Origin of the sequence: Rhodococcus koreensis (assembly GCF_900105905.1) — a bacterium.
GTDB lineage: Bacteria > Actinomycetota > Actinomycetes > Mycobacteriales > Mycobacteriaceae > Rhodococcus_F > Rhodococcus_F koreensis.
In genome coordinates this window covers 3268325-3295120 of the sequence record NZ_FNSV01000005.1, presented here as the reverse complement: position 1 = coordinate 3295120, position 26796 = coordinate 3268325, and the positions used below count along the sequence as shown (strand labels likewise).

Annotated in this window: 23 protein-coding genes and 3 pseudogenes; 13 read left to right on the top strand and 13 right to left on the bottom strand. The window is 67.7% G+C overall.

Features of this window, described 5'->3' with window-relative positions; translation table 11 throughout:
- Window positions 1–29: 29 nt before the first annotated feature.
- Entirely contained in the window at window positions 30–491 is a 462-nt protein-coding gene (locus tag BLV94_RS19510) for a PPOX class F420-dependent oxidoreductase (RefSeq protein ID WP_072944705.1), read from the top strand.
- A 76-nt stretch (window positions 492–567) separates the two neighbouring features.
- Entirely contained in the window at window positions 568–837 is a 270-nt protein-coding gene (locus BLV94_RS19505; RefSeq protein WP_072944703.1) for a hypothetical protein, read from the top strand.
- Window positions 838–982: 145 nt separating this feature from the next.
- On the opposite strand, the gene BLV94_RS19500 is transcribed toward BLV94_RS19505, so the two are convergent.
- Together BLV94_RS19500 and BLV94_RS19495 are read right to left on the bottom strand one after the other, a co-directional pair.
- Window positions 983–1378, bottom strand: coding sequence for a helix-turn-helix domain-containing protein (locus BLV94_RS19500; protein ID WP_072944701.1), 396 nt, complete (start codon window positions 1376–1378; stop codon window positions 983–985).
- Between the two features lie 9 nt (window positions 1379–1387).
- On the bottom strand, window positions 1388–1885 hold the full coding sequence (locus tag BLV94_RS19495; protein ID WP_072944699.1) for a MaoC family dehydratase: 498 nt from the start codon (window positions 1883–1885) through the stop codon (window positions 1388–1390).
- Between the two features lie 346 nt (window positions 1886–2231).
- Between BLV94_RS19495 and BLV94_RS19490 the strand changes: the two genes are divergently transcribed.
- On the top strand, window positions 2232–3947 hold the full coding sequence (locus BLV94_RS19490) for a PHA/PHB synthase family protein (RefSeq protein ID WP_072944698.1): 1716 nt from the start codon (window positions 2232–2234) through the stop codon (window positions 3945–3947).
- A gap of 155 nt (window positions 3948–4102) precedes the next feature.
- Here BLV94_RS19490 and BLV94_RS52315 read toward each other — a convergent pair.
- The 3 genes and pseudogenes from BLV94_RS52315 to BLV94_RS52120 form a co-directional block, all read right to left on the bottom strand.
- Window positions 4103–4437 (bottom strand): annotated as a pseudogene (locus tag BLV94_RS52315) (hypothetical protein); the annotation flags it as partial.
- Between the two features lie 61 nt (window positions 4438–4498).
- A pseudogene (locus BLV94_RS52125) lies at window positions 4499–4549 on the bottom strand (hypothetical protein); the annotation flags it as partial.
- A gap of 51 nt (window positions 4550–4600) precedes the next feature.
- The gene (locus tag BLV94_RS52120) at window positions 4601–4813 is read right to left on the bottom strand and encodes a hypothetical protein (protein WP_072944694.1); all 213 of its coding nucleotides are present in this window, start codon (window positions 4811–4813) and stop codon (window positions 4601–4603) included.
- A gap of 65 nt (window positions 4814–4878) precedes the next feature.
- Here BLV94_RS52120 and BLV94_RS19475 point away from each other — a divergent pair, with 65 nt between their 5' ends.
- Both BLV94_RS19475 and BLV94_RS19470 read left to right on the top strand, forming a co-directional pair.
- On the top strand, window positions 4879–5574 hold the full coding sequence (locus BLV94_RS19475) for a TetR/AcrR family transcriptional regulator (protein ID WP_072944693.1): 696 nt from the start codon (window positions 4879–4881) through the stop codon (window positions 5572–5574).
- A 23-nt stretch (window positions 5575–5597) separates the two neighbouring features.
- Window positions 5598–7879, top strand: a pseudogene (locus BLV94_RS19470) (serine/threonine-protein kinase).
- Here BLV94_RS19470 and BLV94_RS19465 read toward each other — a convergent pair.
- The gene (locus tag BLV94_RS19465; RefSeq protein WP_072944691.1) at window positions 7880–9145 is read right to left on the bottom strand and encodes an Nramp family divalent metal transporter; all 1266 of its coding nucleotides are present in this window, start codon (window positions 9143–9145) and stop codon (window positions 7880–7882) included.
- A 183-nt stretch (window positions 9146–9328) separates the two neighbouring features.
- Here BLV94_RS19465 and BLV94_RS19460 point away from each other — a divergent pair, with 183 nt between their 5' ends.
- Window positions 9329–10507, top strand: a complete 1179-nt coding sequence (locus tag BLV94_RS19460) for an acyl-CoA dehydrogenase family protein (RefSeq protein ID WP_072944689.1) — start codon at window positions 9329–9331, stop codon at window positions 10505–10507.
- 35 nt (window positions 10508–10542) lie between these two features.
- Here BLV94_RS19460 and BLV94_RS19455 read toward each other — a convergent pair whose 3' ends face one another.
- The 3 genes from BLV94_RS19455 to pdxR all read right to left on the bottom strand — a co-directional run bounded on the left by BLV94_RS19455 (window position 10543) and on the right by pdxR (window position 14054).
- Complete coding sequence (locus tag BLV94_RS19455) at window positions 10543–11844, bottom strand: bifunctional o-acetylhomoserine/o-acetylserine sulfhydrylase (protein ID WP_072944687.1); 1302 nt, start codon at window positions 11842–11844, stop codon at window positions 10543–10545.
- A gap of 40 nt (window positions 11845–11884) precedes the next feature.
- Complete coding sequence (locus BLV94_RS19450; RefSeq protein WP_072944685.1) at window positions 11885–12412, bottom strand: OsmC family protein; 528 nt, start codon at window positions 12410–12412, stop codon at window positions 11885–11887.
- Window positions 12413–12644: 232 nt separating this feature from the next.
- Window positions 12645–14054 carry a MocR-like pyridoxine biosynthesis transcription factor PdxR gene (pdxR, locus tag BLV94_RS19445; protein ID WP_072944683.1) on the bottom strand — a complete coding sequence of 470 codons (1410 nt, stop codon included), beginning with the start codon at window positions 14052–14054 and terminating at the stop codon, window positions 12645–12647.
- A 49-nt stretch (window positions 14055–14103) separates the two neighbouring features.
- On the opposite strand from pdxR, the gene BLV94_RS19440 reads away from it, so the two are divergent.
- The gene (locus BLV94_RS19440) at window positions 14104–14562 is read left to right on the top strand and encodes a carboxymuconolactone decarboxylase family protein (RefSeq protein WP_072944681.1); all 459 of its coding nucleotides are present in this window, start codon (window positions 14104–14106) and stop codon (window positions 14560–14562) included.
- 4 nt (window positions 14563–14566) lie between these two features.
- On the opposite strand, the gene hppD is transcribed toward BLV94_RS19440, so the two are convergent.
- On the bottom strand, window positions 14567–15772 hold the full coding sequence (hppD, locus tag BLV94_RS19435; RefSeq protein WP_072944679.1) for a 4-hydroxyphenylpyruvate dioxygenase: 1206 nt from the start codon (window positions 15770–15772) through the stop codon (window positions 14567–14569).
- Between the two features lie 217 nt (window positions 15773–15989).
- On the opposite strand from hppD, the gene BLV94_RS19430 reads away from it, so the two are divergent.
- A complete protein-coding gene (locus tag BLV94_RS19430) occupies window positions 15990–16637 on the top strand; it encodes an IclR family transcriptional regulator (RefSeq protein ID WP_072944677.1) in 648 nt (215 codons plus the stop codon).
- 5 nt (window positions 16638–16642) lie between these two features.
- Here the strand turns inward: BLV94_RS19430 and BLV94_RS19425 are convergent, their stop codons facing one another.
- Entirely contained in the window at window positions 16643–17185 is a 543-nt protein-coding gene (locus BLV94_RS19425; protein ID WP_179377646.1) for a gamma carbonic anhydrase family protein, read from the bottom strand.
- A 213-nt stretch (window positions 17186–17398) separates the two neighbouring features.
- Between BLV94_RS19425 and BLV94_RS19420 the strand changes: the two genes are divergently transcribed.
- From BLV94_RS19420 to BLV94_RS19405, 4 genes are all read left to right on the top strand, one after another.
- Entirely contained in the window at window positions 17399–18616 is a 1218-nt protein-coding gene (locus BLV94_RS19420; protein ID WP_072944673.1) for a CaiB/BaiF CoA transferase family protein, read from the top strand.
- Between the two features lie 14 nt (window positions 18617–18630).
- Window positions 18631–19500 (top strand): hydroxymethylglutaryl-CoA lyase, encoded by an 870-nt coding sequence (locus tag BLV94_RS19415; protein WP_072944671.1) that lies wholly within the window; start codon window positions 18631–18633, stop codon window positions 19498–19500.
- A gap of 28 nt (window positions 19501–19528) precedes the next feature.
- The gene (locus BLV94_RS19410) at window positions 19529–20896 is read left to right on the top strand and encodes an SLC13 family permease (RefSeq protein WP_072944669.1); all 1368 of its coding nucleotides are present in this window, start codon (window positions 19529–19531) and stop codon (window positions 20894–20896) included.
- Between the two features lie 222 nt (window positions 20897–21118).
- Window positions 21119–23395, top strand: coding sequence for a SulP family inorganic anion transporter (locus BLV94_RS19405; RefSeq protein WP_072944667.1), 2277 nt, complete (start codon window positions 21119–21121; stop codon window positions 23393–23395).
- A gap of 1 nt (window position 23396) precedes the next feature.
- Here BLV94_RS19405 and BLV94_RS19400 read toward each other — a convergent pair whose 3' ends face one another.
- Entirely contained in the window at window positions 23397–24293 is an 897-nt protein-coding gene (locus BLV94_RS19400; RefSeq protein ID WP_072944665.1) for an AurF N-oxygenase family protein, read from the bottom strand.
- Window positions 24294–24408: 115 nt separating this feature from the next.
- Window positions 24409–25914: an MFS transporter gene (locus BLV94_RS19395; protein WP_244163848.1), complete on the bottom strand. Its 1506-nt coding sequence runs from the start codon at window positions 25912–25914 to the stop codon at window positions 24409–24411.
- A gap of 164 nt (window positions 25915–26078) precedes the next feature.
- Between BLV94_RS19395 and BLV94_RS19390 the strand changes: the two genes are divergently transcribed.
- Complete coding sequence (locus BLV94_RS19390; protein WP_083395614.1) at window positions 26079–26750, top strand: TetR/AcrR family transcriptional regulator; 672 nt, start codon at window positions 26079–26081, stop codon at window positions 26748–26750.
- The last annotated feature ends 46 nt before the right edge of the window (window positions 26751–26796 follow it).

Below are 26796 nucleotides of genomic sequence, written 5' to 3'. Positions count from 1 at the left end.
GAACCACCGCAGCAGAGGAGAGGTGCACAATGGCCGTCGCCACCGCAGACCGTGTCACGAGGGAAGAGTTGCTCGACTTCGTCCGCCCGCGCCATCGCAGCGTGCTGATCACCCGGAAACGCTCGGGCGGCCTGCAGATCTCCCCGGTCACGTCGGGACTCGACTCGGAGGGCCGGATCGTCGTCTCCACCTACCCGCAGCGCGCCAAGGCCGCGAACGTGCGGCACGACCCCGCCGTGAGCGTGTGCGTGCTGTCCGACGAGTTCAACGGCGCCTACGTGCAGATCGACGGCACCGCCGAGGTCCTCGACCTGCCCGACGCGCTCGAACCGCTGGTGGAGTACTTCCGCGGCATCTCCGGCGAGCATCCCGACTGGGACGAGTACCGGGATGCCATGCGGAAGCAGAACAAGAGCCTCATCCGGATCACCATCGACGAGTGGGGACCCATCGCGACCGGTGGTTTCCCTCCGGGCACCGATCGCGGATAGGTCCCGTCGCCGCACTCCGGTTCGTTAGCAATCACTGTGCTATTTTGCTAACGACCCAGTCGCGAAGGAGACCGCCATGACCACCCCCACCCCGAATCCCAAGTCCACCAACGCGAAGACGGAGGCCAAGTCCGTCGGCTCGCAGTTCGTCGACGCCGCCAAGAAGGCAGGCAACCTGTCGCTGGACACATACGAGAAGGCTCTCGACAGCAGCCTCGACTTCCACACCAACCTCGCCGACGCGAGCAGCTTCGAGTGGATCGGTACCGTCACCCGCGCCCAGGCCACGCTCGTGCGGGAGGTCAGCGCCGCGGCGACGTCCGCGGCCCGTGAACTGCTGAAGTAAGCCGCGATCCCGAGCGCCCACGGCCGTTCCCCGACGGACGCCGTGGGCGATCGCCGTCCGGTCCATCCCCACGCTCATGACATGTCGTATCGTCGAAGGCGTCGCCACGGTTGAAAGCGAGAATCCGTCGACGGCGGGGGACCTGTCAGTCGGCGACGCCTGAGTCGTCGCCCGCCGCCGGCCGTCCCCGCTTGCGCTTGCCGCGGGTGACCTCACGGAACGTCTCGTACATCTCCACGAGGGCCTTGCGCTGTGCGTTGGTCAGGTCGGGGTCCTGATCGATCGCGGTGACGACCCCGGACACGGCTCGAGGTTCGTTCCGGAGCTGCCCGAGCAGCATGTCGGTCGACATCTGCAGATGCTCGGCGATCGCGTCGAGCACCCGCTCGCTCGGCTCGCGGAGGTTGCGCTCGATCTGGGAGAGATATGGATTGGAGATGCCGACCATCGCGGCGAACTGCCGCATCGGGAGCTCGGCCAGCTCCCGCTGTCGCCTGATCAGTTCCCCCAGAGTGCGATAGCGTGCTTCCTCGTCGACCACTCCATCAGGTTAACCGGCGAGGAATCGAAGCAGCATCTCCGCGATGCACACCGGACGGCTTCCGCCCTCCACGTCGAAGGTGAGGGCGATGGTGGCCTGATATCCGCCGGTGCACGGCTCGACAGCCACGAGGTCTGCGACCGCGCTCAGCATCGAATCCACCGGAACGGGTGCCGGAAACCGCACCTTGTTCAGCCCGTAGTTGACGACCTGGTCGCAGTCGGACACCTCGAAGATCTCCCACAGCAGGGGGACCGCGAGCGAGAGCGTGAGGTACCCGTGCGCGATCGTGGTGCCGAACGGGCCGGTCCGCGCACGATCGTGGTCGACGTGAATCCACTGACGGTCGTCCGTGGCCTCGGCGAAGGTGTCGATGCGATCCTGCGTGACCACCATCGTCCCGGACGAACCCAGCCGGGTACCGACCAACGCCGGCAGCTCCGCCATCGTGACACTGCGTGCCGGTGTGTGGGTGGTGGCACCCGCTGCCGAAGTGGATGTGTTCATGGATCCCCGTCGATGAATGGGTGAATTTCTTCCGGCTCACCCGCGGAGATCGGACAGTAACGCACACGCCGGCTTCGCGCGAATTGATCCCACACTCTTTCCCGTGCCCGCACGGTGTCGCATGCCTGTGGACCGCGACGCCAAAACAGTTACCGCTGACGGAATTTCGATCAAGAATTTGGCTCGTGTTTCCATTTTCGACATATGTCCCAAGAATGTCGAAGATGATCTTGCTCGAAATTTTTCATTACGCGCGGGTAACTATTTTTGGTGTTTATGATCCGGTCTACGCCGGACGAATCCCCGCGACGGGGTGACAGGTCCAGGTGCAGACAGAGGAGAACCGTTGACCAAGACAGCGGAGACGAAGGTGGCACTCGTGACACCCGATGCCACCCCCGATGGACAGGACCGCGCCGGCGGGTTCGGCGTGCGGAGCGCGGTGAGCGCGGTGGCGGGTGCCTTCGGGCAGGGCCGGGTGGTCCTCGACGAGTCCCTTCGCCTCGGGCGCGAATTGACGAAGATCGCGGTGGGCCGCTCGGAGGTGGCTCCGCACGGCGGCGATCGGCGGTTCACCGACCAGGCGTGGACGAGCAATCCCCTCTACCACCGCGTGCAACAGACCTACCTTGCTTCCGTCGACGCGATCGACGGCGTCGTCGAGGAGTGGGGCCGACGGGTCGACCACCGTCGCGCGCAGGAAGCGGCGTTCGTGTCGGCCGTCCTCACCAGCGCGCTCGCGCCGACGAACTACTTGCCCACCAACCCGGCGGCCGTGAAGGAGGCATTCGACACCGGCGGCATGAGCCTGGTGCGCGGCGCCCGCAACTACGTGTCCGACCTGCGCCGTAACGGTGGGATGCCGCAGATGGTCGATCCTGATGCCTTCACCGTCGGCGTCGATCTGGCCGTGACGCCGGGAGCCGTCGTCGCCCGCGACGAGGTCGCCGAGGTGTTGCAGTACACGCCGACCACGGAGACCGTGTACGAGCGGCCGGTGCTCGTGGTGCCGCCGCCGATCGGCCGCTTCTACTTCCTCGACCTGCGTCCCGGACGCAGCTTCGTCGAGCACGCGGTGTCCCGGGGTCTGCGGACGTTCATGCTGGCGTGGCGTAATCCGCAAGCAGAACAGGGCGATTGGGATCTCGATACATACGCGCAACGCGTGTCGGACGCGATCGACGAGGTCCGGGAGATCACCGGCAGCGACGACGTCAACGTGATCGGGTTCTGCGCCGGCGGCCTCATCACCACCGCCCTGCTCAACCATCTCGCAGCCACCGGGGACACCCGCGTGCACAGCATGTCGTACGCCGTGACGATGCTCGATTTCGCGGACCCGGCGGGGCTCGCGGCGTTCTCGGGACCGAGTCTGCTGAAGTTGGTGAAGGGTCGGTCCCGGCGGAACGGCATCATCTCCGCCCGCGACATGGGTAGTGCCTTCACCTGGATGCGCCCGAACGATCTCGTCTTCAACTACGTGGTCAACAACTACCTCATGGGGCGCACGCCACCGGCCTTCGACATCCTCGCCTGGAACGCCGACGGCACCAACCTGCCCGGGGCGCTGCACGTCCAGTTCCTCGACATCTTCGAGGACAACTCCCTCGCAACGCCGGGAGCGATGACGTCGCTCGGCACACCCGTCGACCTCGGCAGGATCACCGTGCCCACCTTCGTCTCCGGCGCGATCGCCGACCACCTCACGTCGTGGAAGAACTGCTACCGCACAACCCAGCTGCTGTCGGGCGACAGCAAGTTCGTGCTCAGCTTCTCCGGGCACATCGCCAGCCTCGTCAACCCGCCCGGCAACCCGAAGTCTCACTACTGGGAAGGCGGCGAGCCGGGATCCGATCCCGAGGCGTGGCTCGATGCGGCGACGAGGAAGACCGGCAGCTGGTGGGAACCGTGGGCCGACTGGGTCTCCGAGCGGGCCGGCGAGCGAATCGCCGCCAGCACACGTCTGGGCAGCGACGAGCACACCGTCCTGGGCGACGCACCCGGTCTCTACGTGCGCGATCTGCTTCCCTCGCAGGTCGGGGAACACGTGGGACGTAACTAACCGTCCGATTAGGCCGCTGTTCGAGCACCCGCTCAGTGGTCGAACGGCGGTTCGGACGATCATGGCGCGAGAGGACACCTGACGTGAATACCAACGTGGTCCAGTTGCTGCTGTTGCTCGCCGGTGCACTCGGCGGCACCGGCGCTCTGCAGGCACTACTCGCGCGGCGGTCCGAGCATGCGTTCGGCGATCACGTTGAGCTGCACCTTGGTGGTGCCGCCGTAGATGGTGGTGGCGCGGCCGGCGATCAACAGCTCCATCGCCTTGTCGCTCGGCCCCCCCGGGGTGGCACATAGGCCTCCATCTTCTGGCTCAGCGCCACCCGCTCGCCGGCCAGCGTCGTGCGCGCCACGTTCCAGCCGTCGTTCATGTTCCTGACCACGTTCGCGTAGGGGATGAACACGTCGTCGAGGAAGACCTCGTTGAACAGGACCGACCCGGTCATCTCGCGCAGCGGCCCGACGGTCACGCCCGGCGTCGACATGTCCAGCGATGCCCATGTGCGCGCACTTGTGCTCGACACCCTGGAACTGGCCGATCGGACGCCCGAACTGCACGCGGGTTTTCGCGTACTCGGACGCGGTGGACACGCACCAGGACATCACGCCGAGCGCCTCCGCGCCGAGAATGACGGTGGCCACGGACCGGACGCGCTACTCGGTGAGCCCGTCGAGGATCCGATCGGCGCCCACCCGGACGCCGGCGACCGTGATCCGTGCCGAACCGCGGAGCACGTCGGTGCTGTCCTGTAGCGTGACGGTGACGTTGGCGGAATCGACTACGGCCCAGCGGACGTCGGCGTCGGGATGACGAAATTCGAGTGCCCATTGCGGATCCCCGAGTCCGGAAAAATATGTGTACGACACCCTGTCTCACCAAAGTATGTGAGACATCCTGTCCAGTCAACAGTCGGATGGGTAACGTATGGGCGATGCCGGACAAAGTGGAAACCGCCGCGTCGCCCCAGGGTGACGGCCGCGCCACGCGCTGGGAGGACCACAAGGCGGAACGCCGCAGCCGGATTCTCGACGCCGCGATGGAGGCCATCAACGAGGACGGCCCCGACGTGGGCGTCCAGCAGATCGCGAACTGCGCCGACGTGCCGCGGTCGGTGGTCTACCGGATCTTCACCGATCGCGGCGACCTCGACGAGCAGTTGCGCGGCCGTATCATCGAACGGCTGATGGCGGACCTCGCGCCCACGTTGACGCCCGAGGGGACCGTCGGCGAGGCGATCGCGCGCGCGGTCGAGACGTATCTGCGGTGGATCGTGGAATTCCCGCGACTCCACCAGTTCCTCGGCACCGGGTCGCCGAGCAGGCGCACCACCGGCTCGCGCGTGGTGACGGGCACGAAGACCGCGATCGCGCTCCAGCTGTCGGGCCTGCTCGCGACGGTCCTCGACGCGGTCGCCGGCAACTCCGACCTGGCCGAGTCGCTGGCCTTCGGGTTGGTGGGACTCGTCGACGCCAGCGTCAACCGGTGGCTGAGCAACCCGCAGTCGGCGCTCGGCAGCGACGACCTCGCCGAGTTCCTGGAGGTGTCGATCTGGCAAGTGCTGCACGGCAATCTGACGCGGATCGGCGTGACCATCGACCCGTCGACCCCGGTGTCGGAACTGCAGTAGGCGGACGGGTGTGGCCAGCTACCATGGCTTTCATGCCCTTCCGGCGAGGTTCACCGGCCGCTTCCGAGCAGGCCCGGGTGTCGGACACGGCGGTCGGCGACGCCGTCGCGCGCTTCGCCAGCGCCTGGGAGTCCTCGTTGTCCGCGCCCGATCTGGTCGCCTATCTGCCCGCGTCGCCGGCACTTCGCCGGGTCACGCTCATCGAACTGATCAAGGTCGACCTGGAGAACCGCTGGCTGCGCGGCGACCACCCGAAACGGCTGGCGCAATACTGCGAGGAGCTGCCCGAACTGCGGCGGTGGCCGCTGCCGCCGGACCTGCTGTACGAGGAGTTCCACATCCGGCGGCGCAGCGGCGAGTCGGTCGAGGCGAACGAGTACACGCTGAGCTTTCCGGGGCAGGCGGGCGAACTCGGCGAACTGCTCGGCACCGGCGAATATCAGAGCACCTCGCTCCATCACGGGGAGATGACCCAGTCGGCGAGCCCCGGCTCGCTCGACGACCTCGAGGTAGGCAGGCGCATCGACGACTTCGACCTGATGACCGTTCTCGGCCGGGGCGCGTTCGCGCGGGTGTTCCTCGCCCGGCAGCGGTCGCTGCAGCGACTGGTCGCGGTGAAGATCTCTCAGGACCGCGGCACCGAGCCGCAGACCCTGGCCCAGTTCGACCACGACTACATCGTCCGGGTCTTCGATCAGCGACTTCTCGCGGGCCGCGACCTGCGCCTGCTGTACATGCAGTACGTGCCGGGGGGAACGCTGCTCGACGTGGTCGGGCGGGTGCGGGAGACGCCGCCGGAATCGCGCAGCGGCGCCGTGCTGCTGGACGCGATCGACCGCGCCCTGGTCGGCAGGGGCGAGATCCGGCCCAGCGAATCTCGTGTGCGCCAGGAGATCGCGACGCTGACATGGCCCGAGACGGTGGCCTGGCTCGGCCGGAGGCTCGCGCAGGCGCTCGACTACGCGGGCGCGCACGGCGTTCTGCACCGCGACGTCAAACCGGCAAACGTGCTGCTGACGGTCGAGGGCGTCCCGAAGCTCGCCGACTTCAACATCAGTTCAGCGGCAACCTCGCGGGCGCGAGTCCGGTCGCGTACTTCGGCGGCTCGCTGGCCTACATGTCACCGGAACAGCTCGAGGCGATCCACCCGGACCGGCCGGGCACGCCCGCCGATCTCGACACCCGCAGCGACCTGTACTCGCTCGCCGTCGTCCTGTGGGAGTTGCTGACCGGCGCAAGACCTTTCGACGACAGTGACGCCGATCTCCACTCCCACCCGCCCGGCGACCGCACCACCCTCGACGCGATGCTCGCGCGGCGGCGGGGGCACGACGAACCGGCCGTCGCCGAGCTGCCCGCCGACTGCCCGAATGCGCTGCGGCGAGTGTTGCTGAAATCGCTGGCGCCGGAACCGAAGGACCGGTTCTCGTCCGGGGCCGAACTCGCCCAGCAACTCGATGTCTGCCTCGACGCGCACGCCAGGGATCTGGTCGATCCGCCGCCGGGGAGCCGGCGCCTGCGGATGCGCCGGTGGACGCACCCGATCATGTTCCTGGCCATCGCAGTTCCCAATCTGCTGGCCATCCTGTACAGCTACCACCACAACACCACGCTGATCATCAGCAAGCTTCCGCCCGGCGCGCAGGACAGCTTCGAGCGGATCACCCGGATCGACTATACGATCGCGTTCCTGATCGGGACCGTGGGCACGCTGTCGATGGTGCTCTACTTGACGGCGGTGGCCGGCGGTCTGCGCCGCGGGAGGGTGTACACCGGCGCCCAACTCGCCCGCGCCCGCAAGGACACCCTGCTGCTCGGCCAGCGGTGTGCACTGCTGTGTCTCGGGCTGTGGGTGGTCACCGGCATCATCGTGCCGATCACGCTGGAGGTGAGCGGCAGTGAGGTTCCGTGGAACACCGTCGTCCACTTCACCGCGTCCCAGCTCGTCTGCGGAGCGATCGCCGTGGTCTACCCGTTCTTCTTCGTGAACTTCTTTGCCGTGCGCTGCCTGTACCCGGTCTTCCTGCGGCACGGCGAGATCAGTGCCTCGGACGCCCGGATGCTGAAGCGGTTGGGACGGCGCAGCACGTTCTTCCTCGCCGCGGCCGCCGCCGTGCCGCTGCTCGGCGTCGCGGGGGCCACGTTCATTCCCCCGGAGGACCTGCCCCGCGTCATCGTCGCGCTCCGCGTCCTGTGCGTCGGCAGCGTCGTCGCGTTCGTCGGGGCCTACTGGATGTTCCGGATGCTGTCCGAGGACCTGCAGGCGCTGCAGCGTGTCGTGTCCGGTGCGCCGCGGCACGAGTGATCAGTTCGAACCGGTGAACGTCAGCCACAGCAGCGACACGTTGAGCACGACGATCAGCGACGCCGCCACCCAGGCGGCGACCGTGGTGGCCGTCGCGTTGCGGTGGACACCCATCAGGTCGCGGCTCGACGTCATCCGCACGAGGGGGACTACCGCGAACGGGATGCACAGGCTCAGAACGACCTGGCTGAGGACGAGCGCGAAGGTGGGATCGACGCCGACCGCCAGCACGACCAGTGCGGGAATCAGGGTGACGACCCGGCGCAGCAGCAGCGGGATGCGCATCGACAGCAGGCCGTACATGATCTCGGATCCGGCGGCGCAGCCGATCGACGTGGAGGCCAGACCGGAGGCCAGCAGCCCGACGGCGAAGATGACGGCGACGGTGGGGCCGAGTGAACTCTGGATGGCGGCGTGCGCACCGTCGATCGAATCGGTGCCGGGAATGCCGCGCAGGGCCGAGGCGGCGAGGAGCAGCATGCCGATGTTCACCGCACCCGCCACGATCAGCGCACCGACCACGTCCCACTTCGTCACCCGCAGCAGTCGCGCGAGGCGCGGGCCTTCGAGGTCGTTCCCGTGCCGGTCGCGGGCGAGAGCGGAATGGAGGTAGATCGCATGCGGCATCACGGTGGCGCCGAGCATGCTCGCGGCGAGCAGCACCGTCTCGGTGCCTTCGAACCGCGGCACGAGACCGGCGAGTGCGTCCGGGCCCGACACGTCGGTGAACGCGAGTCCGGTGAGGAACCCGACGGTGATGATCGTGAGGAGTCCCATCACGACGAACTCGAACGTCCGCTGACCGCGGCGGCTCTGGATCGACAGGATGCCCATCGACACGACACCCGTGATCAGGCCGCCGACGAACAGGGGAACGCCGAACAGGAGGTTGAGCGCGATCGCCCCGCCGATTACCTCGGCGAGATCGGTGGCGATCGCCATCGCCTCCGCCTGCAACCAGAACGCACGACGGTTGCCGGTCCGGAGTCGGGTCCCCAGCATCTCCGGCAGCGATTTGCCGGTGACCAGCCCGAGCTTGGCGGACAGGTACTGCACCAGCACAGCCATGGCATTGGCGAGCACGAGGACCCAGACGAGCAGGTATCCGTACTTCGCGCCCGCGGTGAGGTTGGCGGCCACGTTTCCGGGGTCGACGTACGCGATGGCCGCCACGAACGCTGGCCCGAGGAGCGCGACCGTTCGGAGGCTGCCCTTGCGGCGGGGTGCGCGGCGCGGGAGGAGAGGGCGGGGGGCCTCGATGCTCACGGAGCTCCTGATTTTCGTCGCGTAGATCTACCTGCTGATTCGTATCTCCGCACTATAGATTTAGGTGATACGAACTTTCAAGTGTGGAGTGCGGATCGGCTCGAAAACCGGCACGCCGGGCTATATTTACTAGAACGTGTTCTACTCACGACTCGTTCTACTGACTGCGGAAGGGGAGTCCCGATGGGTCAGGTTCTCGACAGAATCGAAGGCGTCGCCGAGGAGATTCGCGGGCAGGCCGTCCGGTCGGAGGCGGACTGCCGGCTCACCGACACCGCAGCCGGCCTCATCCGCGACTCCGGGGCGATCCGGTTGCTGCAGCCCAAGCTGTACGGCGGCTACGAGGTCCACCCCCGCGAATTTGCCGAGACCGTCATGGCTATTGCCTCACTCGACGGTGCGAGCGGATGGGTCGCCGGGGTCGTCGGCGTGCACCCGTGGGAACTGGCGTTCGCCGCCCCGCAGGTGCAGGAGGAAATCTGGGGCGAGGACAACGACACGTGGATGGCGTCGCCGTACGCGCCCATGGGCATCGCGACACCGGTCGACGGCGGTTACGTCCTGAACGGTCGGTGGTCGTTCTCGTCCGGAACCGACCACTGTCGGTGGGCCTTCCTCGGGGCGATGGTCGGCGACGGCGACGGCGGTATCGCGCTGCCGCCGTCGTCGCTGCACGTGATTCTGCCGCGCACCGACTATCAGATCGTCGAGGACACGTGGGACGTCATCGGACTGCGCGGAACGGGAAGCAAGGACCTGATCGTCGACGGTGCCTTCGTCCCCGGATACCGGACGTTGAACGCGTCGAAGGTGATGGACGGGCGGGCGCAGAAGGAGGCGGGCAGACCCGAACCACTGTTCAACATGCCCTACTCCTGCATGTTCCCGCTCGGCATCACCGCCGCCGTCATCGGCATCACCGAGGGCGCGCTGGCCTGTCACATCGCGGTGCAGAAGGACCGCGTCGCCATCACGGGCCAGAAGATCAAGGAGGACCCCTACGTCCTCAGCGCGATCGGGGAATCCGCCGCCGAGATCAACGCGTCCCGGGTCTCCCTCATCGAGACCGCGGACCGGTTCTACGACAAGGTCGACGCGGGCAAGGAGGTCACGTTCGAGGAGCGTGCGATCGGACGCCGCACCCAGATCGCCGCGGCCTGGCGTGCGGTGCGTGCCGTCGACGAGATCTTCGCGCGCGCCGGCGGCGGCGCGCTGCACTACAAGACGCCGATGCAACGGTTCTGGCGGGACGCGCACGCCGGTCTCGCTCACGCCGTCCACGTGCCCGGACCCACCAACCACGCGAGCGCGCTCACCCAGCTCGGCGGCGAACCGCAGGGAATGATGCGCGCGATGATCTGAACGCCGGGGGCCGAGTCTCGGCCCCCGGCATCGGATCAGACTGCGGCCGCGGCAAATCCGGTCTCGAGGTCGGCGAGGATGTCGTCGATTCCCTCGATGCCGACGGCGAGACGGACCAGTCCGGGCGTCACGCCGGCAGCGAGCTGCTCCTCCGGGGTGAGCTGCGAGTGCGTCGTCGACGCCGGGTGGATCACCAGCGAGCGCACGTCGCCGATGTTCGCGACGTGGCTGTGGAGGGTGAGCGCGTTGACGAACTTCTTGCCGGCATCGACACCGCCTGCCAGTTCGAACGTCACGATCGCACCCGGACCCTTCGGGGTGAGCTGCCGTGCGCGCTCGTGCCACGGCGAGGACGGCAGACCCGCGTACGCCACGGATGTGACGTCCGTGTGTGCCTCGAGGAACTCGGCGACCTTCTGCGCGTTGGCGACGTGCCGCTCCACCCGCAGGCTGAGGGTCTCGATGCCCTGGGCGATGAGGAACGCGTTGAACGGGGCGACCGCGGAACCGAGGTCGCGCAGCAACTGCACGCGCGCCTTCAACGCGTACGCCGGGGCGCCGAGGTTCGCGAACACGACGCCGTGGTAGCTCGGGTCAGGGGTGGTGAAGTTGCCGTGCCTGCCCTGGGTCCAGTCGAACGTGCCGCCGTCGACGATGACGCCCGCGATGGCCGTGCCGTGGCCGCCGAGGTACTTGGTGGCCGAGTGCACCACGATGTCCGCGCCGTGCTTCAGCGGCTGCAGCAGATACGGTGTGGCCACCGTGTTGTCGACGATCAGCGGGATCCCGTTGTCGTGACCGACCTTCGAGATTCCCGGGATGTCCAGGATGTGGTTCTTCGGGTTGGCGATCGTCTCACCGTAGAACGCCTTCGTGTTCGGGCGGACGGCGCTGCGCCACTGCTCGAGGTCGTCCGGGTCTTCGACGAACGAGACCTCGATGCCGAGCTTGGGCAGCGTGTAGTGGAAGAGGTTGTACGTGCCCCCGTACAGGTACGGGCTGGAGACGATGTGATCGCCTGCCTCCGCGAGATTCAGCACCGCAAAGGTTTCCGCGGCCTGCCCGGACGACAGCAGGAGGGCGGCGACGCCGCCTTCGAGGGCGGCGATGCGCTGCTCGACCGCGTCCTGGGTGGGATTCATGATGCGGGTGTAGATGTTGCCGGGCTCGGCCAGACCGAACAGCGCGGCAGCGTGATCGGTGCTGTCGAACGTGTACGAGGTGGTCTGGTAGATCGGCAGCGCCCGCGCCTTCGTGGTCGCGTCGGACGTCTGCCCGGCGTGGATCTGCTTGGTCTCGAACGACCAGTTGGCGGTGGGATCGATGCTCTCGGTCACGAGTGGAGTCCTCCGGATTCGGTGCAGTGGATGTGATGAATCAGTTGTCGCCGGTAGCTGTTTCGACCACGGTGTGGACCGGGGTCGGATTGCGGGTCAGGTCGAGGACGGGGCAGTGCGCGTCGACCGCTTCCTGCAGTTCGAGGTAGCGCTCCCGCGATTCCGGACCGGTGAGTGTCACGACGACGCGCACCTCTCCGAACCCGGGGCGGACGGCGTCGTCGAAGCCGAAGAACCCGCGCACGTCGAGGTCTCCCTCCGCGCGTGCCGAGATGTCGTCGACACGGACACCGAGCTTCTCGGCCCAGAAGCGGTACGTCACCACCTGGCAGGAAAGCAGCGAAGCGAGGTAGTACTCCACGGGATTGGCGGCGGAGTGCTCACCGCCGAGCGCGGGCGGCTCGTCCACCTCGACGCTGTACTTGCCGAGCGAGACGGTGCTCGCGACGGCGTCGTGGGCCTGCGCGGAGGCGGTGAAGACGACGTGCGCGTTCGCGGAATCCTGCGACACGGCGTCGCGGGTGGCGCTGATGACGGACGTGAGATGTGAAACGGATGCAGTGGTCACGAGTGACGAATCCTTCGAAAACGTGGGTGTGCAGAGAGAACCCGGCGTGGGAGAACATCACGCCGGGACGGGTCCGATCAGGAGATCGGACACCTCGAGGTACACACCAGTGCGAAATCGACATGGCGGCGCCGCGTCAGCAGCTCGCCTGAGTCGATCACACCGGATTCGGTCACGGATCAGACTGTAACCGCACGACACGCATTCCGACCAGTCCCATAGGAAATTCTGCTCACGGAGTGGGCAGCGCGCGGCACAGGGCGTCGAGCGTGGCGGCGAAGCGGGCGGACGACGGCGTGCTGTAGCCGACGACGAGCCCGTCCGGCCGGTCCGCGGGACCGTCCGGATGACGGAACGTGCGCAGACCCTCCACCGCGAGACCGAGGCCCGCGGCCCGGCCGACGGTGGCCGCCTCGGTCCCGGCCGGAAGTTCGAGGACGGCGTGCAGGCCGGCCGCGATGCCGGTGACGTGCACGTGCGGTGACCGCGCGGCGAGCGTCTCGACGAGGGTGTCGCGCCGGCGGCGGTACAGGGTGCGCATCCTGCGGACGTGCCGGTCGAACGCGCCCCGTTCGATGAAGTCCGCCAGGGTCAGCTGGTCCGTCGCGCTGACCCACCTCTCGTACACGCCCTTGACCGCCAGGACGTCGTCGATCACGTGTTCCGGCAACACCATCCACCCCACACGGATCGCGGGAGACAGGGTCTTGCTCACGGTGCCCAGGTACGCCACCTGTTCCGGGGCCAGACCCTGCAGGGCGCCGACGGGTTGGCGGTCGTACCGGAACTCTCCGTCGTAATCGTCCTCGATCACGATCCCACCGGTCGTGCGCGCCCATTCCACGAAAGCCGTTCTCCTGCTGGGGTGGAGCGGACCTCCGGTGGGGAATTGGTGGGCCGGGGTGAGCAGTGCCGCGGACAGCCGCGTACCCGTCGCGTCCGGGGGCTGGGCGCCGTGGGCGTCGAGGTGCAGGGGCACGGTGACGGCCCCGGCGTCGCCGAGCAGTTCGCGATGGAAATGCAGCCCGTACCCTTCGACGGCGACCGGTCCCTGCACGGCGCGGGCGAGGAGCCACAGTCCATGCCCCGAACTCGCGCTGACCACAATCCGATCGGGATCGGTGCGGACCCCTCGTGCCCGGGCCAGGTATTCGGCGACGGCGCGGCGCAGTTCGGGGCGGCCCCGCGGATCGCCCGGACCGAACGCGTCGTGGGGTGCCGCGGTGAGCGCCCGGCGCGCCGACGCCATCCAGGCGGCACGGGGAAACTCCGCGACGTCGGGCGAACCGGGCAGCAGGCTCCACGCGGGCCGGGGTGCGGAGGCGGAGCGGGTCTGCGCGCGGTGGGCGGTCTCGCGTGCCCGATCGGCGACCCGGGTCCCCGATCCCTGCCGTGCCGTGAGCCACCCCTCCGCGACGAGTTCGGAGTACGCCTCGGCGACGGTGTTGCGGGCGACGCCGAGGTCGAGGGCCAGCGCGCGGGAGGGCGGGAGGGTGGTGCCTGCGACGAGCCGTCCCGAGCGGATCGACTCGCGCAGCGCGGACACCAGAGCGGCGCGCACCCCGGAAGTCCGTCCACCGGCGGGTGCGGCGAGGTCGAGATGGAGGTCGCGGCCCAGACCAGAATTGGCCCAAGATTTCATGCTCGAATTGAACCATGGAGATGGGCTATTTCGCGCTTACTGTTCTCCTATGACCACAACAGAGCGCAAGACCCGAGTCGACCTCGCACGCAAGGCCCCCGCCGTCTACAAGGCGATGATCGCCCTCGACGCCGCCGCCCGGCAGGGCCTCGACCCGGAACTCGTCGAGTTGGTGCTCACCCGTTGCTCCCAGATCAATCACTGCGCGTGGTGCATCGACATGCACACCGCCGATGCCCGCAAGATCGGCATCAGCGAACAGAAACTGTTCCTGCTCGGCGCGTGGGAGGAAATGCACGGCCTGTACACCGACAAGGAGCGCGCCGCGCTCGCCCTCGCCGAGTCGATCACCGTGCTGACCGACGGCTTCGTCCCGGACTCGGTGTACGAGGAGGCGGCGGAACATTTCGACGAGACCGAACTGGCCCAGCTCATCTCGCTGGTGCTCACGATCAACGCGTGGAATCGCATCGCCGTCAGCACCCGCAAGATCCCGCGAGTGCGCTAACCCCTCAGAAGTTTCCGCGGGCGGCTTGTTCGCGTTCGATGGCTTCGAAGAGGGCTTTGAAGTTGCCGATGCCGAAGCCGAGGGAGCCGTGGCGTTCGATGAGTTCGAAGAACACGGTGGGCCGGTCGACGAGGGGTTTGGTGAAGATCTGCAGCAGGTAGCCGTCCTCGTCGCGGTCGACGAGGATGCCGCGTTTCTGCAACTCCTCGATCGGGGCGCGGACGTTGCCGATCCGGGCCCGCAGTTCGGGATCCTGGTAGTAGGAGTCCGGGGTGGCCAGGAACTCCACACCCTCGGCGGTGAGCCGGTCCACGGCGGTGAGAATGTCATTGGTGGCCAGCGCCAGGTGCTGGGCGCCGGGGCCGCCGTAGAAGTCGAGGTACTCGTCGATCTGCGACCGTTTCTTGGCGATGGCGGGCTCGTTGAGCGGGAACTTCACGCGGTGGTTGCCGTTGGAGACGACCTTCGACATCAGCGCGGAGTAGTCGGTGGCGATGTCCTCGCCGACGAATTCGGCCATGTTCGTGAAGCCCATGACCCGGTTGTAGAAGTCGACCCAGTGGTCCATCCTGCCGAGTTCGACGTTGCCGACGACGTGGTCGAGGGCCTGGAACAGGCGCTTGGGGGCGCCGTCCCGTCGGGTGTGCGACGACGTCCGGGCGAGGTAGCCGGGCAGGTAGGGGCCGGTGTAGTGGCTGCGGTCGACGAGGGTGTGGCGGGTGTCGCCGTAGGTGGCGATCGCGGCGATCCGGACGGTGCCGTGTTCGTCGGTCACGTCGTGGGGTTCGTCGAGGACGGTGGCGCCCTGGGCGCGGGCGTGGGCGATGCATTTGTCGACGTCGGGGACGGCGAGGGCGATGTCGACGACGCCGTCGCCGTGGGCGCGGTGGTGCTCGATCAGCGGGCTGCCGGGGTTCACGGCGCCCTTGATGACGAACCGGACGGCGCCGGATTCGAGGACGAAGCTGTGGTGGTCGCGGTTGCCGGTGGTCGGTCCGGAGTAGGCGACGAGGGTCATCCCGAACGCGGACTGGAAGTAGTGGGCGGTCTGGGTGGCGTTGCCGACCACCCAGACGACGGCGTCCCAGCCGCTGACCGGGAACGGGTCGCGGGTGCCGTCGTATTCGACGAGCCCGACCAGCTGCTCGAGCTGGCCGAGGTCGAGACCTGCCAGGCGTTCCTTGTCGGTGAGAGTCTGCTCGATCGTCATGATGGTGCCTTTCCTTGCAACGGTTTTCGGGTACGGAGAAGGTGAGTGCGACTGCGCACCGGGGGAGTGGCGAATGCCTGACACAGAGGTAACCGGCCGCCGGCCCGGTCGTCAACCGAGTCCCGCACATCTAGCCGCATCGACGGATGAGAGCAGCCCCGCCCCCGCTTTCCTATACAATCTGAATACTTCAATGGGGCAATAGAAATGGACTGCGATGGTTGCGCGGAGTGAGATCGGCGTCGGAGTGCTCGCACGCGCGGTGGCGATCCTCGACGTCGTGGAGGCGAGCCCGATGGGTGCGAGCGACCTCGCCCGCGAATTGGACCTGTCCCTGTCGACCACGTACCGGCTGGCCACGGACATGGTCAAGCACGGCCTCCTCCGGAAGGATCAGGAAGGCCGTTTCTACCTCGGTCAGCGTTTCGTCACGACGGCGCTGAGCGACCTCGCCATCCCAGCGCTGCGCGAATTGGCGGAGATGACAGGCGAATCCGCACAGCTATGGGTGCGGCGGGGCGAATCGCGGCTGTGCGCGGCCAGCGTCGACTCGCAGCACGAATTGCGGGTCGCGCTGCCCGTCGGAACACTGGTGCCGCTTCCTCAGGGGTCGAGTGGGCACGTGCTGTCCGGAGACTGGGAGACCGACCCCGAGGCGGTGAAATCGGGTTGGTGGGTGTCGGTTTCGGAACGGACGCCGGGATCCGCCTCCATCAGCGCACCCGTTCGCAGGCACGGCGAGATCGTGGCCGCCGTGTGCGTGTCCGGTCCGGAGGGGCGCATGGGGGAGGATCTGGGCGCCCGGATGGGCCACGCAGTCGTCGCTGCTGCGCGGCAGATCGAGAAGTCGGTGCCGGGCGACTGACTCGTTCAGGCGATGTCGAACGTGGTGACGTCGGCCGACCGATGTTGCTGCGCCAGTTGACGGTAGACCGCGGCGTTGGCGGCGTTGTGGGCCACCTCGTCGTCGGTCAGTTCCCGGCGGACCTTCGCGGGCACACCGGCGACGAGTGAGCGCGGCGGAATCTGCGAGCCTTCGAGCACCAGTGCGCCGGCCGCGATCAGCGACTTCTCGCCGATCACCGCGCCGTTGAGAACGGTGGCCCCCATACCCACGAGTGCGCCGTCCCCCACGGTGCAGCCGTGCAGCACGGCGTTGTGCCCCACACTGACGTCCCGGCCGACGACGACGGGAAACCCCGGGTCGACGTGAACGGCCACTCCGTCCTGGATGTTGCTGCCCTCGCCGAGGGTGATGGAATCGCAATCGGCCCGCAGCACCGCGCCGTACCAGACGCTGGTCTCCGCGCCGAGGGTCGCGGCGCCGATCACCGCCGCGGTCGGCGCGACCCACGCGGTCTTCTCCGCGCGCGGCGACCGTCCGTTGATCGCAACGACGTGTGGTTCTCTCACCGTGTTCTCCTCCTGTCGAGCAGCGGATTCGCGCTGCATCTCGCAGCGTTCCGTCGTCCATTGTCGTGTGGCGCGGACTCCGGGCATTGCCAATTGTGACTGCTACCACTACCGTCATTCTTATCAGACAGGAATCCAACTGCCAAATAATGAGAATCAGCAGGTAGGACCCCAGTCGCCATCCGGTACAGATCGACGAGGGAGAACTCTCACATGCAGGTCCCAGAGAACGGCCCACTGCACGGCATCCGTGTGCTGGAACTCGGCAACTTCATCGCGGCCCCCATGGCGAGCCGCATCTTCGCCGACTTCGGCGCCGAGGTCGTCAAGATCGAACGGCCGGGCGTCGGCGACGAACTGCGGGGCTGGCGCCGCCGTCGCGGCGCGACGTCGATGATGTTCCGCACCATCGCCCGCAACAAGCGGTCCGTCACGCTCGACCTCCGGACGGACGAGGGCCGCGCCATCATCCTCGACCTCGCCGCCAAGTCGGACGTCGTCATCGAGAACTTCCGGCCGGGAACGCTCGAGCGGTGGGGCATCGGTCCCGACCAGCTGACGGCCGCCAACCCCGACATCGTCCTCGTGCGGATCTCCGGCTACGGGCAGACCGGCCCGTACCGGGAGCGCACCGGATTCGGCGGTGTCGCCGAGGCCTTCGGCGGGCTGCGGCACGTCACCGGCTACCCGGACCGCCCATCCGTCCGGGCGGCCGCCCCCATCGCCGACACCCTCGCCGGGCTGCACGGCGCGATCGGCGCCCTGATGATGTTGCTGGCCAAGGCGAGACAGGGCGATCACTCGACCCCGCGGGTGGCGGACGTGGCCCTGTACGAATCGGTGTTCATGGCGATGGAGTCCCTCGTTCCCGATTACGACGCGTATGGCATGGTGCGCGAACGGACCGCGGGCAACCTGCCCGGCGTGGTGCCGAGCGGTGTCTATCCGTGCGACGGCGGCTCCGTGATGATCGCCGGTAACTCGAGCGGCGTGTTCGGCCGGCTGATGCAGGCCGTGGGACGGGGCGATCTCGCCGACGATCCCGAACTGGCCGACGGGGATCAGCGATTCCGGCGTGAAGCCGAACTCGACGACGCGATCTCCTCGTGGACGTCGCAGCGGCGTCCCCGTGACGTCGTCGCCGAACTCGGCGCCGCAGGCGTGCCGGTGGGCGAGGTGTACGACGCGGTCCAGATTGCGGACGACGAGCACTACAACGCCCGCGGCATGCTGCAGAGCCTGAAGGTGTCCGTCGACGGGGAACCCGAAGAGGTGCGCTTTCCCGGAGTCGTCCCGCAGCTCGACGGCGAACCCACCCAGATCCGCTGGGCCGGCCCCGAGCTGGGTGAGCACACCGACGAGATCCTCGGCGGATTGCTGAACCTGTCGGGCGATCAGCTCGACGACTACCGCGCCCGCGACATCGTCTGAATCGGAGAAGTGAAATGACAGTCACCATAACGGATGTCGTACTGCGGGACGGACTGCAGGACGAGAACGCGGTCGTCTCCACCGACCGCAAGATCGCCGTCGCGGACGCACTCGTCGCCGCAGGCGTGAAGCACATCGAGGCGGCATCGTTCGTTTCGCCCACACGCGTCCCGCAGATGGCGGACGCCGACGACGTCATCGCCCGGCTGCCCCGCACCGATCCGTCGGTCACCTACAGCGCACTCGCACTCAACCCGCGTGGGGTGCACCGCGCCGCCGCGACCGGCATCGACGAGATCCAGGTCGTGACGTCCGCCAGCGCCGGGCACAGCACCGCGAACACGGGCCGGAATCCGGACGAGGCGCTGACCGGACTCGCCGAGGCATTGCAGAAGTACCCGGACCGGAGTTTCCTCGGAGGTGTGTCGACCGCGTTCGTCTGCCCGTTCGAGGGCATCATCGCCCCCGCCGTGCTGGTGCGGGTGGCGCGCGCGATGGCCGCGATGGGTGTACGCAGGCTCGGGCTGGCCGACACCCTGGGAACGGCCACCACCGAGCAGGTGCTCGCATCGGTCGGGGCGGTGCGCGACGCCCTCCCCGACATCGAACTGAGCCTGCACCTCCACAACGCGCACGGGCAGGCCCTCGGCACCGTGATCGCCGCGCACCGGCACCTCGGCATCACGCACTTCGACAGCGCCATCGGAGGGTACGGCGGCTGCCCGTTCGCCCCGGGCGCCCACGGCAATCTCGCCACTGAGGAACTGGTAGCGCACCTCCACGCGCACGACATCGACACGGGGATCGATCAGCAGGCCCTCGGCCTCGCCGTCGGCACCGTGAAACTTGCTCTGGCACAAGCTCGGCCCCTCTCCGCAGTGTGAACTGCGCACTCACCCCGAAAGGCCGACCATGGTCTACGCAATCTCCATCGTCGCTCTGATCGCGATCTTCACCGTGGCGACACTCACCCCGATCAACATGGGCATCCTCGCGTTCGCCGGAGCATTCGTCATCGGCGGCTGGGTGTCCGGGATCCCGGTCGAGGACATCATCGACGCCTTCCCCGGCAGCACGTTCATCATCGTCGGCGGCATCACGCTGCTGTTCGCCATCGCGAAGACGAACGGGACCATCGACCTCGTCATCGAGGCCTCGCTGCGCCTCGTGCGCGGCAGGCGGTGGGCGATCCTGTGGATGATGTTCCTGCTGTCCGGGCTGCTGATGGCACTCGGGTCCGTGCTCGCGGTCGGGATGCTCGCCCCCATCGCGATGCCCCTCGCGGCGAAGAACAAGATCAATCCGTTCCTCATGGGCATGGTGATCAGCCACGGCGCCCTGGCCTGCGCGTTCTCGCCCATCAACCTCTACGGCGCGTTCATCAACGGACTGATGGACTCCACCGGCGTGGGGGCGAACCCGCTGGTCCTGTTCGCCCTGCCGTTCGTCCTCAACCTGGCCATCGCGATCGTGCTGTTCCTGATCTACGGCCTCGACCTGATCGGGCGCCGCACCCCGCGCCCGGTCGGGGAGACCTCCGACGGCGGCGGATTCGGCGGTTCCTCGCGCCGGTCGTCCGGTGGTGGCGCCCCCGCCGGCGGTCCGGGCGGGAACACCGCGACGCTCACCGATCGCGAGGTCATCGAGGAAGCGCTGAGTCACGAGGGCATGAAGCCGGTGAAGATGGACAGGTACCGGTTCGCGACGCTCGCGGGCATCGGGTTCCTCGTCGTCGGGTCGGTCGCGTTCGGAATCGACGTAGGCGTCAGCGCGATCTGCATCAGCGCGGTCCTGCTGTTGATGGCGCCCAAGTCGCACCCCAAGGTCGTCGACAACGTGGCATGGCCCGCCGTGGTGCTCGTGTGCGGGATGCTCACCTACATGGCGGTCATGACGCAGAACGGCACGCTCGACTTCCTCGGTGACGCGGCGTCGGCTCTCGGTTCGCCGTTGCTGACCGCGTTGATCCTCTGCTACGCGGTCGCGATCATCTCCGCGTTCGGATCGTCGATCGGCACGCTCGGCATCGCACTGCCCCTCGCCGCGCCGATGCTCGCGATGGGGGAGGTGGGCGCCGTGGGATTCGTCGCCGCCCTGGCGTTCTCCGCGACAGTGGTCGACGTCAGCCCGTTCTCGACGAACGGCGTGATGGTGCTCGCCAACGCACAGGTCGAGGACAAGGCGCGGTTCCAGCGCAAGATGCTCGCCTATTGCGGCCTGATCGTGCTGTCGGCCCCGATGTTCGTCTGGGCGCTGGTCGTCGTGCCGACGTCCGTGTAGCTCTTCCGGGCAGTGCCGGTCGCCGTCTTCGGGGCGGTGACCGGCACTTCTCACGGTACGAGGCCGCCCGGTGTGAACTTTACGTACTTTAATCTTCATGTAATGGACTGTTGTCCAATAGTTTTCGATTCAACTGGGCGAAAAGTGCTGCCACAGTGACACATGCCACAGGATCGCGTCCGTTTCGGGCGTTTCGTCGGTCTCCGCCCGTAGGGTGTCGACATGTCGTCGATCCTCGAGAACGAGAAAGCACCCCCATCCGGTGCCCCCGCCCCCGGACCGACCCGCGGCGAAAGGTGGCGAAATAACGCGCGATACGACCTACCCGCGTCGCTCGTCGTCTTCCTCGTCGCCCTGCCCCTGTCGCTCGGCATCGCCATCGCGTCCGACGCCCCGATCATGGCGGGTCTCATCGCCGCGATCGTCGGCGGTGTGGTGGCGGGTTCCGTCGGTGGCTCACCGCTCCAGGTCAGTGGTCCCGCCGCCGGATTGACCGTGGTGGTAGCAGAATTGGTCGCCACCTTCGGCTGGAAGGCGACCTGTGCGATCACCGTCGCCGCCGGATTCCTTCAAATCATCTTCGGGCTCAGTAGAATTGCCCGTGCCGCCCTGGCCATCGCGCCGGTCGTCGTCCACGCCATGCTGGCCGGCATCGGAATCACGATCGCCCTCCAGCAGATTCACGTCCTCCTCGGCGGCAGCTCGCACAGCTCGACCGTCGAGAACATCACCCAGCTGCCCGGACAGCTGACGTCCGCCCGGTACGGCGACGTCCTCGTGGGAGCGGTGGTCATCGCCGTCCTGCTGTTCTGGAAGAAGATTCCCGGCAAGCTGAAGGTGCTCCCGGGGCCGCTGGTCGCCGTCGTCGCCGCCACCGTTCTGTCCCTGGTTCTCCCGTTCGACCTCGATCGAATCACGTTGGACGGCTCCCTTTTCGACGCCGTGGCGCTGCCCTCGATGCCGGACGGTCCGTGGCTCGCCGTGGCCACCGGTGTGCTGACGGTCGCGCTGATCGCCAGCGTCGAGAGCCTGCTCTCCGCGGTGGCCGTCGACAAGATGCACGGCGGGACCCGGTCGGAGTTCAATCGGGAACTCGTCGGGCAAGGCTCGGCCAACATGATCTCGGGTCTCATCGGCGGCCTGCCGGTCACCGGTGTCATCGTGCGCAGCTCCACCAACGTCGCAGCCGGGGCGAAGACCCGGGCGTCCGCCGTCCTGCACGGCGTCTGGATCCTCGTCTTCGCCGCACTGCTCACCGCGCTGGTCGAGCAGATCCCGATGGCCGCGCTCGCCGGACTGCTCATCGTGATCGGCATCCAGCTCGTCAAGATGGCGCATCTGCGTACCGCGCGACGCACCGGCGACCTGTGGGTGTACGGCGTGACCGTGACCGGTGTGGTCTTCCTGAACCTGCTCGAGGGCGTGATCATCGGTCTCGCACTCGCGGTGGTCCTGCTGCTGTGGCGGGTCATCCACCCCAGGATGCGCGCCGAACCCATCGGATCCGAGGACTCCGGGCGGTGGCGCGTGACCGTCGAGGGGTCGTGCAGCTTCCTGTCCATGCCCGCACTGACCGGGCTACTCGCGAAGGTCCCCGCGGGCGCACACGTCACCGTGGAATTGGCGGTCGACTTCCTCGACCACGCCATGTTCGAAGCGATCGACGACTGGAAGCGGCACTACGAGAACAACGGCGGAACCGTCGTGATCGACGCGCTCGGTCCCGTCGACATGAACGCCGTGGGTGCGTCGCCGCCCCGGCGCGGCGTCGGCGTGGCGAGCCCCCGCGGGTTCGCCCCGTGGAAGAGCTGGCAGCCGCGGCACCACGACACCGCGGAGACCACCACACCGGCGGCGCTGCGACCCGTCCTCGCGGGAGTGTCGGAGTACCACCGGCGCAACGCGGCGCAACTGCAGCCGCACCTCGACGACCTGCGGGACGGGCAGCGCCCCGACTCGCTGTTCCTCACCTGCTCCGATTCACGCATCGTGCCGAACGTGATCACCAGCAGCGGTCCCGGCGACCTGTTCACGGTGCGCAACGTGGGCAACCTCGTCCCGACCGGGAAGCAGGACGTGTCCGTCGAAGCGGGCCTGGCCTTCGCGCTCGACGAACTCGAGGTCAGCTCGGTGATCGTGTGCGGCCACTCCGGCTGCGGCGCGATGAAGGCCGTCCTGGCAGAGGCGCAGGCAGACACGGACGGATCCGAGGGGGCCGTCGAGCAGTGGCTGACGTTCGCGCAGCCGAGCCGCAAGGCGTTCCTCGGCGGTCACCCGGTGGCGCGTGCAGCGGCAGAACTGGGATTCGACGAAGTCGACCAGCTGGGCATGGTGAACGTGGCGGTCCAGGTGCAAACCCTCGGGCGCCATCCCCTCGTCGGTGCGGCAGCGGCCGAGGGCCGAGTACGCGTCGCGGGAATGTTCTTCGACATTCCGTCCGCGCGCGTACTCGAGATCACCTCGACCGGTGTGTCCTACCTGGACCACGTGCCGACATGATTCAGAGGAGATGGACCCTCTTGTAGAGGCGCTTCGACGGGCCGCCGACGAGGCCGACGCCATCGAGGAACTGCATCAACTTGGAACCGGACGTCCGGACGGTGTCCTTGTAGTGCTGGTTGCTCCTGGCCTCGGCGGCGGCCCGCTTCGGGTCGAGGCCGGCGTTCTCGTAGACCTCCTTGCGGATCATGCTCTTCATCACGAAGTACACGACCGCGGCGGTGTTGAGCCGCTCGATCTGGAGGCGGGCCCAGCTGGCGCCCTGGATGCGTCGTCCGACCTCCTCGCGAGCGAAGCGGATGTGGCGGGCCTCTTCGAGGACGTGGATCTTGCTCACCGTGCGGGTGACGGGCTGCACGCGCTCGTCCTTCATGAAGTCGCGCTGCATCATGTCGAGGATCTCCTCGGCGGCCATCACGCTGGCATACGCGTTGGCGCCCCGGAAGAAGCCACCCCAGATACGCCCGAGCTTGTGGATCACCGGATGGGGGCCGTAGCTCGGCATGTTCAGGCGTTCGCCCGCGCGGGCGAACATCACCGAGTGGCGGCACTCGTCCGCGACCTCGGTGAGGGCGAACTGGACGTGCCGCGAGTGCTTGTCGCGGCCGTACACGTCGCGCAGGAGCATCTGCATGAGAAGGATCTCGAACCACAGTCCGACGCTGGAGACGCTGGCGGCCTCGTGCTTGGTGAGTTCGATCTTCTGCTCGTCGGTCATCTCGTCCCAGAGGGCCGTGCCGTAGAGCGTGCTCCACTCGGGGGTGAGACCGAACTTGTCTTCGGGGATCGGTGCTTCCCAGTCGACCTCGACCATCGGGTCGTAGGACTTGCGTGCCGACGACGCCAGCAAGCGCTGGGCGGTCTCTTCGCGGTCGGAGACGACGATCGATGCGGTCATCACTACCCCTTGATCTGTGACTAGTTGATCTGTGATTTGGGCGGTCAACTAACTGTGACATTCAGTTACTGATACTGAACGATACAGCGACGGCGGTCACAAGGGCAACGTCCGCTCAGTCGATCTCGGCCAGTTCCTGCGGCGATTCAGCCCTCGGTGCGGACCCCTTCCGCCCGGGCGCCCACACCGCGAGCAGCAATGATGCGCAGAACAGCACGCAGGCCAGAACGATGGACGCCTCGTCGAAACCCTTCAGGAACGAATCCCGGGCGAACGTCGCCAGTTGCTCACCCTGCGGGCCGGCGACGTCGGCGACCTGCAGCGCCGCCGCCAGCGAACTCGACACCGGCTCCTTCGCGGCCTCCGGAACGGCGTCGACCGCCGGCTGCACATGCCTGCCGTAACCAGCGGCCAGGACGCTGCCCGCGAGCGCGACCCCGATGGCCGAACCGATCTCACGCGCCGTGTCGTTGACGGCCGATGCGACACCCTGCTTCTCGTCGGGAGTGTTCTGCACGATGGCCGCCGTCGCGGGCGCCGTGCACAGTCCTATCCCGAAAGCGGCCACGATGAGCGGGGCGCACACCTCCGCGTAACTCGAATGCGCGTCGAGCCGCACCAGCAGGAGAATGCCCAGGCCGAGCAGCGCGGAGCCGGACGCGAGTAGCGGCCGCAGCCCGACGTGCGGGACGAGCATCGGCATGACCGCGGACATCGCCACCACCGGCACGGCGAGGGGAGCGAGCGCGAGCGCCGACTGCAGAGGCGAGTAGTCCAGCACCAGTTGCAGGTACTGGACGAGCAGGAAGAACAGGCCGAGTGAGGCGAGGAACTGCAGCAGAAGCGACATCGACCCCGAGCCGAACGCGCGGTTGGCGAACAGCCGGACGTCGAGCAGGGGATGTTTTCTGCGGAGTTCCACGAGGGCGAACGCGGCCGCGGCGGCGAGTCCGCCGACGAGCAGTCCGAGCACGACGGGATCCAGCCAGCCGCGCTGCGGCGCCTCGATGGTTCCCAGGACGAACAGGCCGACCGCGGCGGCGATCAGGCCGGTGCCGGGCAGGTCCAGCGGTGGGCGCTGCGACTCCCGGGACGACGAGATGGTGAAGCCCGTGACGAAGATCAACGCGGACACCACGGTGAGGCCGATGAAGATGGCGTGCCACGACCACTTCTCGAGCAGGAATCCGGAGACCAGCAGGCCGGCGATCGCGCCGGAACCGGCGACACCCGACCAGATGCCCACGGCCCGGCCCCGGTGTGCCGGCGGAAAACCCGACGTGAGCAGCGACAGTGTGGCGGGCATGACGAGGGCGGCGCCGACGCCCGCCATCGCCCGGGAGCCGATGATCCACTCGGGTGCGTCGTTGACGAGGGGGATCGCGGTGGACGCGCCGAAGATCAACAGTCCGACCATGAGCAGCCCACGCCTGCCGTACCGGTCGCCGAGCGCGCCCGCCGGAAGCAGCAGGGCGGCCAGGGTCAGGGTGTAGCCGTCGACGATCCACGTCAGCTGACTCTGCGTCGCACCCGTGTCGCGGGCGAGGTCGGGGAGCGCGGTGTTGAGGGCCGCCATCGCCGCGACGACGAGGGCGACGGCGCAGCACGAGACCGTGAGCATCCATATCTGCCGCAGGGTCCAGCCGGCGTTCTCCGGTTGTTCCTGCTGTTCCTGCGATGCCTCGTTCCGAGCGTGCACGACACTCCTCCCGATAGAAATAAGACTGTCAGTATCGTTGGTAGACTGACAGTTCACAAGAGGTCGGGCAGTGGCAGGAACGGGCGGTGCAGATGACCGAGCAGGATCCCCGCAGGCAGCGCTCGCGTGCGCGACTTCTCGACGCCGCGACAACTCTCCTCGCGAAGGGCGGCACGGACGCCGTCACCATCGACGCCGTCACCACGCTGGCGAAGGTGGCTCGTGCCACGCTCTACCGGCATTTCGACAACGGCACCGAACTGGTGGCCGCGGCGTTCGGGCGGCTGATTCCGCCGGCCCCGACGGTGCCCGCCGAAGGCGACCTCCGCGACCGGCTGGTCGAGTTGATGGTCAGTCAGGCGAAACTCATCGAGAGTGCCCCCATGAACGTGACGGCGATGTGCTGGCTGGGCATGGGCCCCGCGCTGGACGACTACTCGAGCGCGGACGCCGCCCAGTCGGACAAACCGGAACTGCGGACGCTCCGGCAGACGATCGTCGCGCAGTACCGGGCGGCGTTCGACCAGGTCTTCGGCACACCCGAGGCGGCGGAACGCCTCGGAAAATTCGACTACGACCTCGCCCTCGCCCAGCTCCTCGGACCGCTCGTCTTCACCCGGCTCGCCACCCTCACCCCGCTCGGACGCACCGCGTGTGAGCAGATCGTCGACGACTTCCTCGCGGCACGCGCCGCGCAGGTCGAAGCCGGTGCCCGGCCGCCGGCGCTGCACGAGATACCGCCTGCTCAGGCATTATGACGTCGACAGCTCAGGCTGTCGTCATTACCGTGGCAGTGCGCGCGGC

Bases quoted from the DNA above. Each gene is read 5' to 3' on its own strand.
- BLV94_RS19510 (WP_072944705.1), top strand. From the start codon at position 30: ATGGCCGTCGCCACCGCAGACCGTGTCACGAGGGAAGAGTTGCTCGAC.
- BLV94_RS19505 (WP_072944703.1), top strand. From the start codon at position 568: ATGACCACCCCCACCCCGAATCCCAAGTCCACCAACGCGAAGACGGAG.
- BLV94_RS19495 (WP_072944699.1), bottom strand. From the start codon at position 1,885: ATGAACACATCCACTTCGGCAGCGGGTGCCACCACCCACACACCGGCA.
- BLV94_RS19475 (WP_072944693.1), top strand. From the start codon at position 4,879: ATGCCGGACAAAGTGGAAACCGCCGCGTCGCCCCAGGGTGACGGCCGC.
- BLV94_RS19460 (WP_072944689.1), top strand. From the start codon at position 9,329: ATGGGTCAGGTTCTCGACAGAATCGAAGGCGTCGCCGAGGAGATTCGC.
- pdxR (WP_072944683.1), bottom strand. From the start codon at position 14,054: ATGAAATCTTGGGCCAATTCTGGTCTGGGCCGCGACCTCCATCTCGAC.
- BLV94_RS19440 (WP_072944681.1), top strand. From the start codon at position 14,104: ATGACCACAACAGAGCGCAAGACCCGAGTCGACCTCGCACGCAAGGCC.
- hppD (WP_072944679.1), bottom strand. From the start codon at position 15,772: ATGACGATCGAGCAGACTCTCACCGACAAGGAACGCCTGGCAGGTCTC.
- BLV94_RS19430 (WP_072944677.1), top strand. From the start codon at position 15,990: ATGGTTGCGCGGAGTGAGATCGGCGTCGGAGTGCTCGCACGCGCGGTG.
- BLV94_RS19420 (WP_072944673.1), top strand. From the start codon at position 17,399: ATGCAGGTCCCAGAGAACGGCCCACTGCACGGCATCCGTGTGCTGGAA.
- BLV94_RS19415 (WP_072944671.1), top strand. From the start codon at position 18,631: ATGACAGTCACCATAACGGATGTCGTACTGCGGGACGGACTGCAGGAC.
- BLV94_RS19410 (WP_072944669.1), top strand. From the start codon at position 19,529: ATGGTCTACGCAATCTCCATCGTCGCTCTGATCGCGATCTTCACCGTG.
- BLV94_RS19405 (WP_072944667.1), top strand. From the start codon at position 21,119: ATGTCGTCGATCCTCGAGAACGAGAAAGCACCCCCATCCGGTGCCCCC.
- BLV94_RS19400 (WP_072944665.1), bottom strand. From the start codon at position 24,293: ATGACCGCATCGATCGTCGTCTCCGACCGCGAAGAGACCGCCCAGCGC.
- BLV94_RS19395 (WP_244163848.1), bottom strand. From the start codon at position 25,914: ATGCTCACGGTCTCGTGCTGCGCCGTCGCCCTCGTCGTCGCGGCGATG.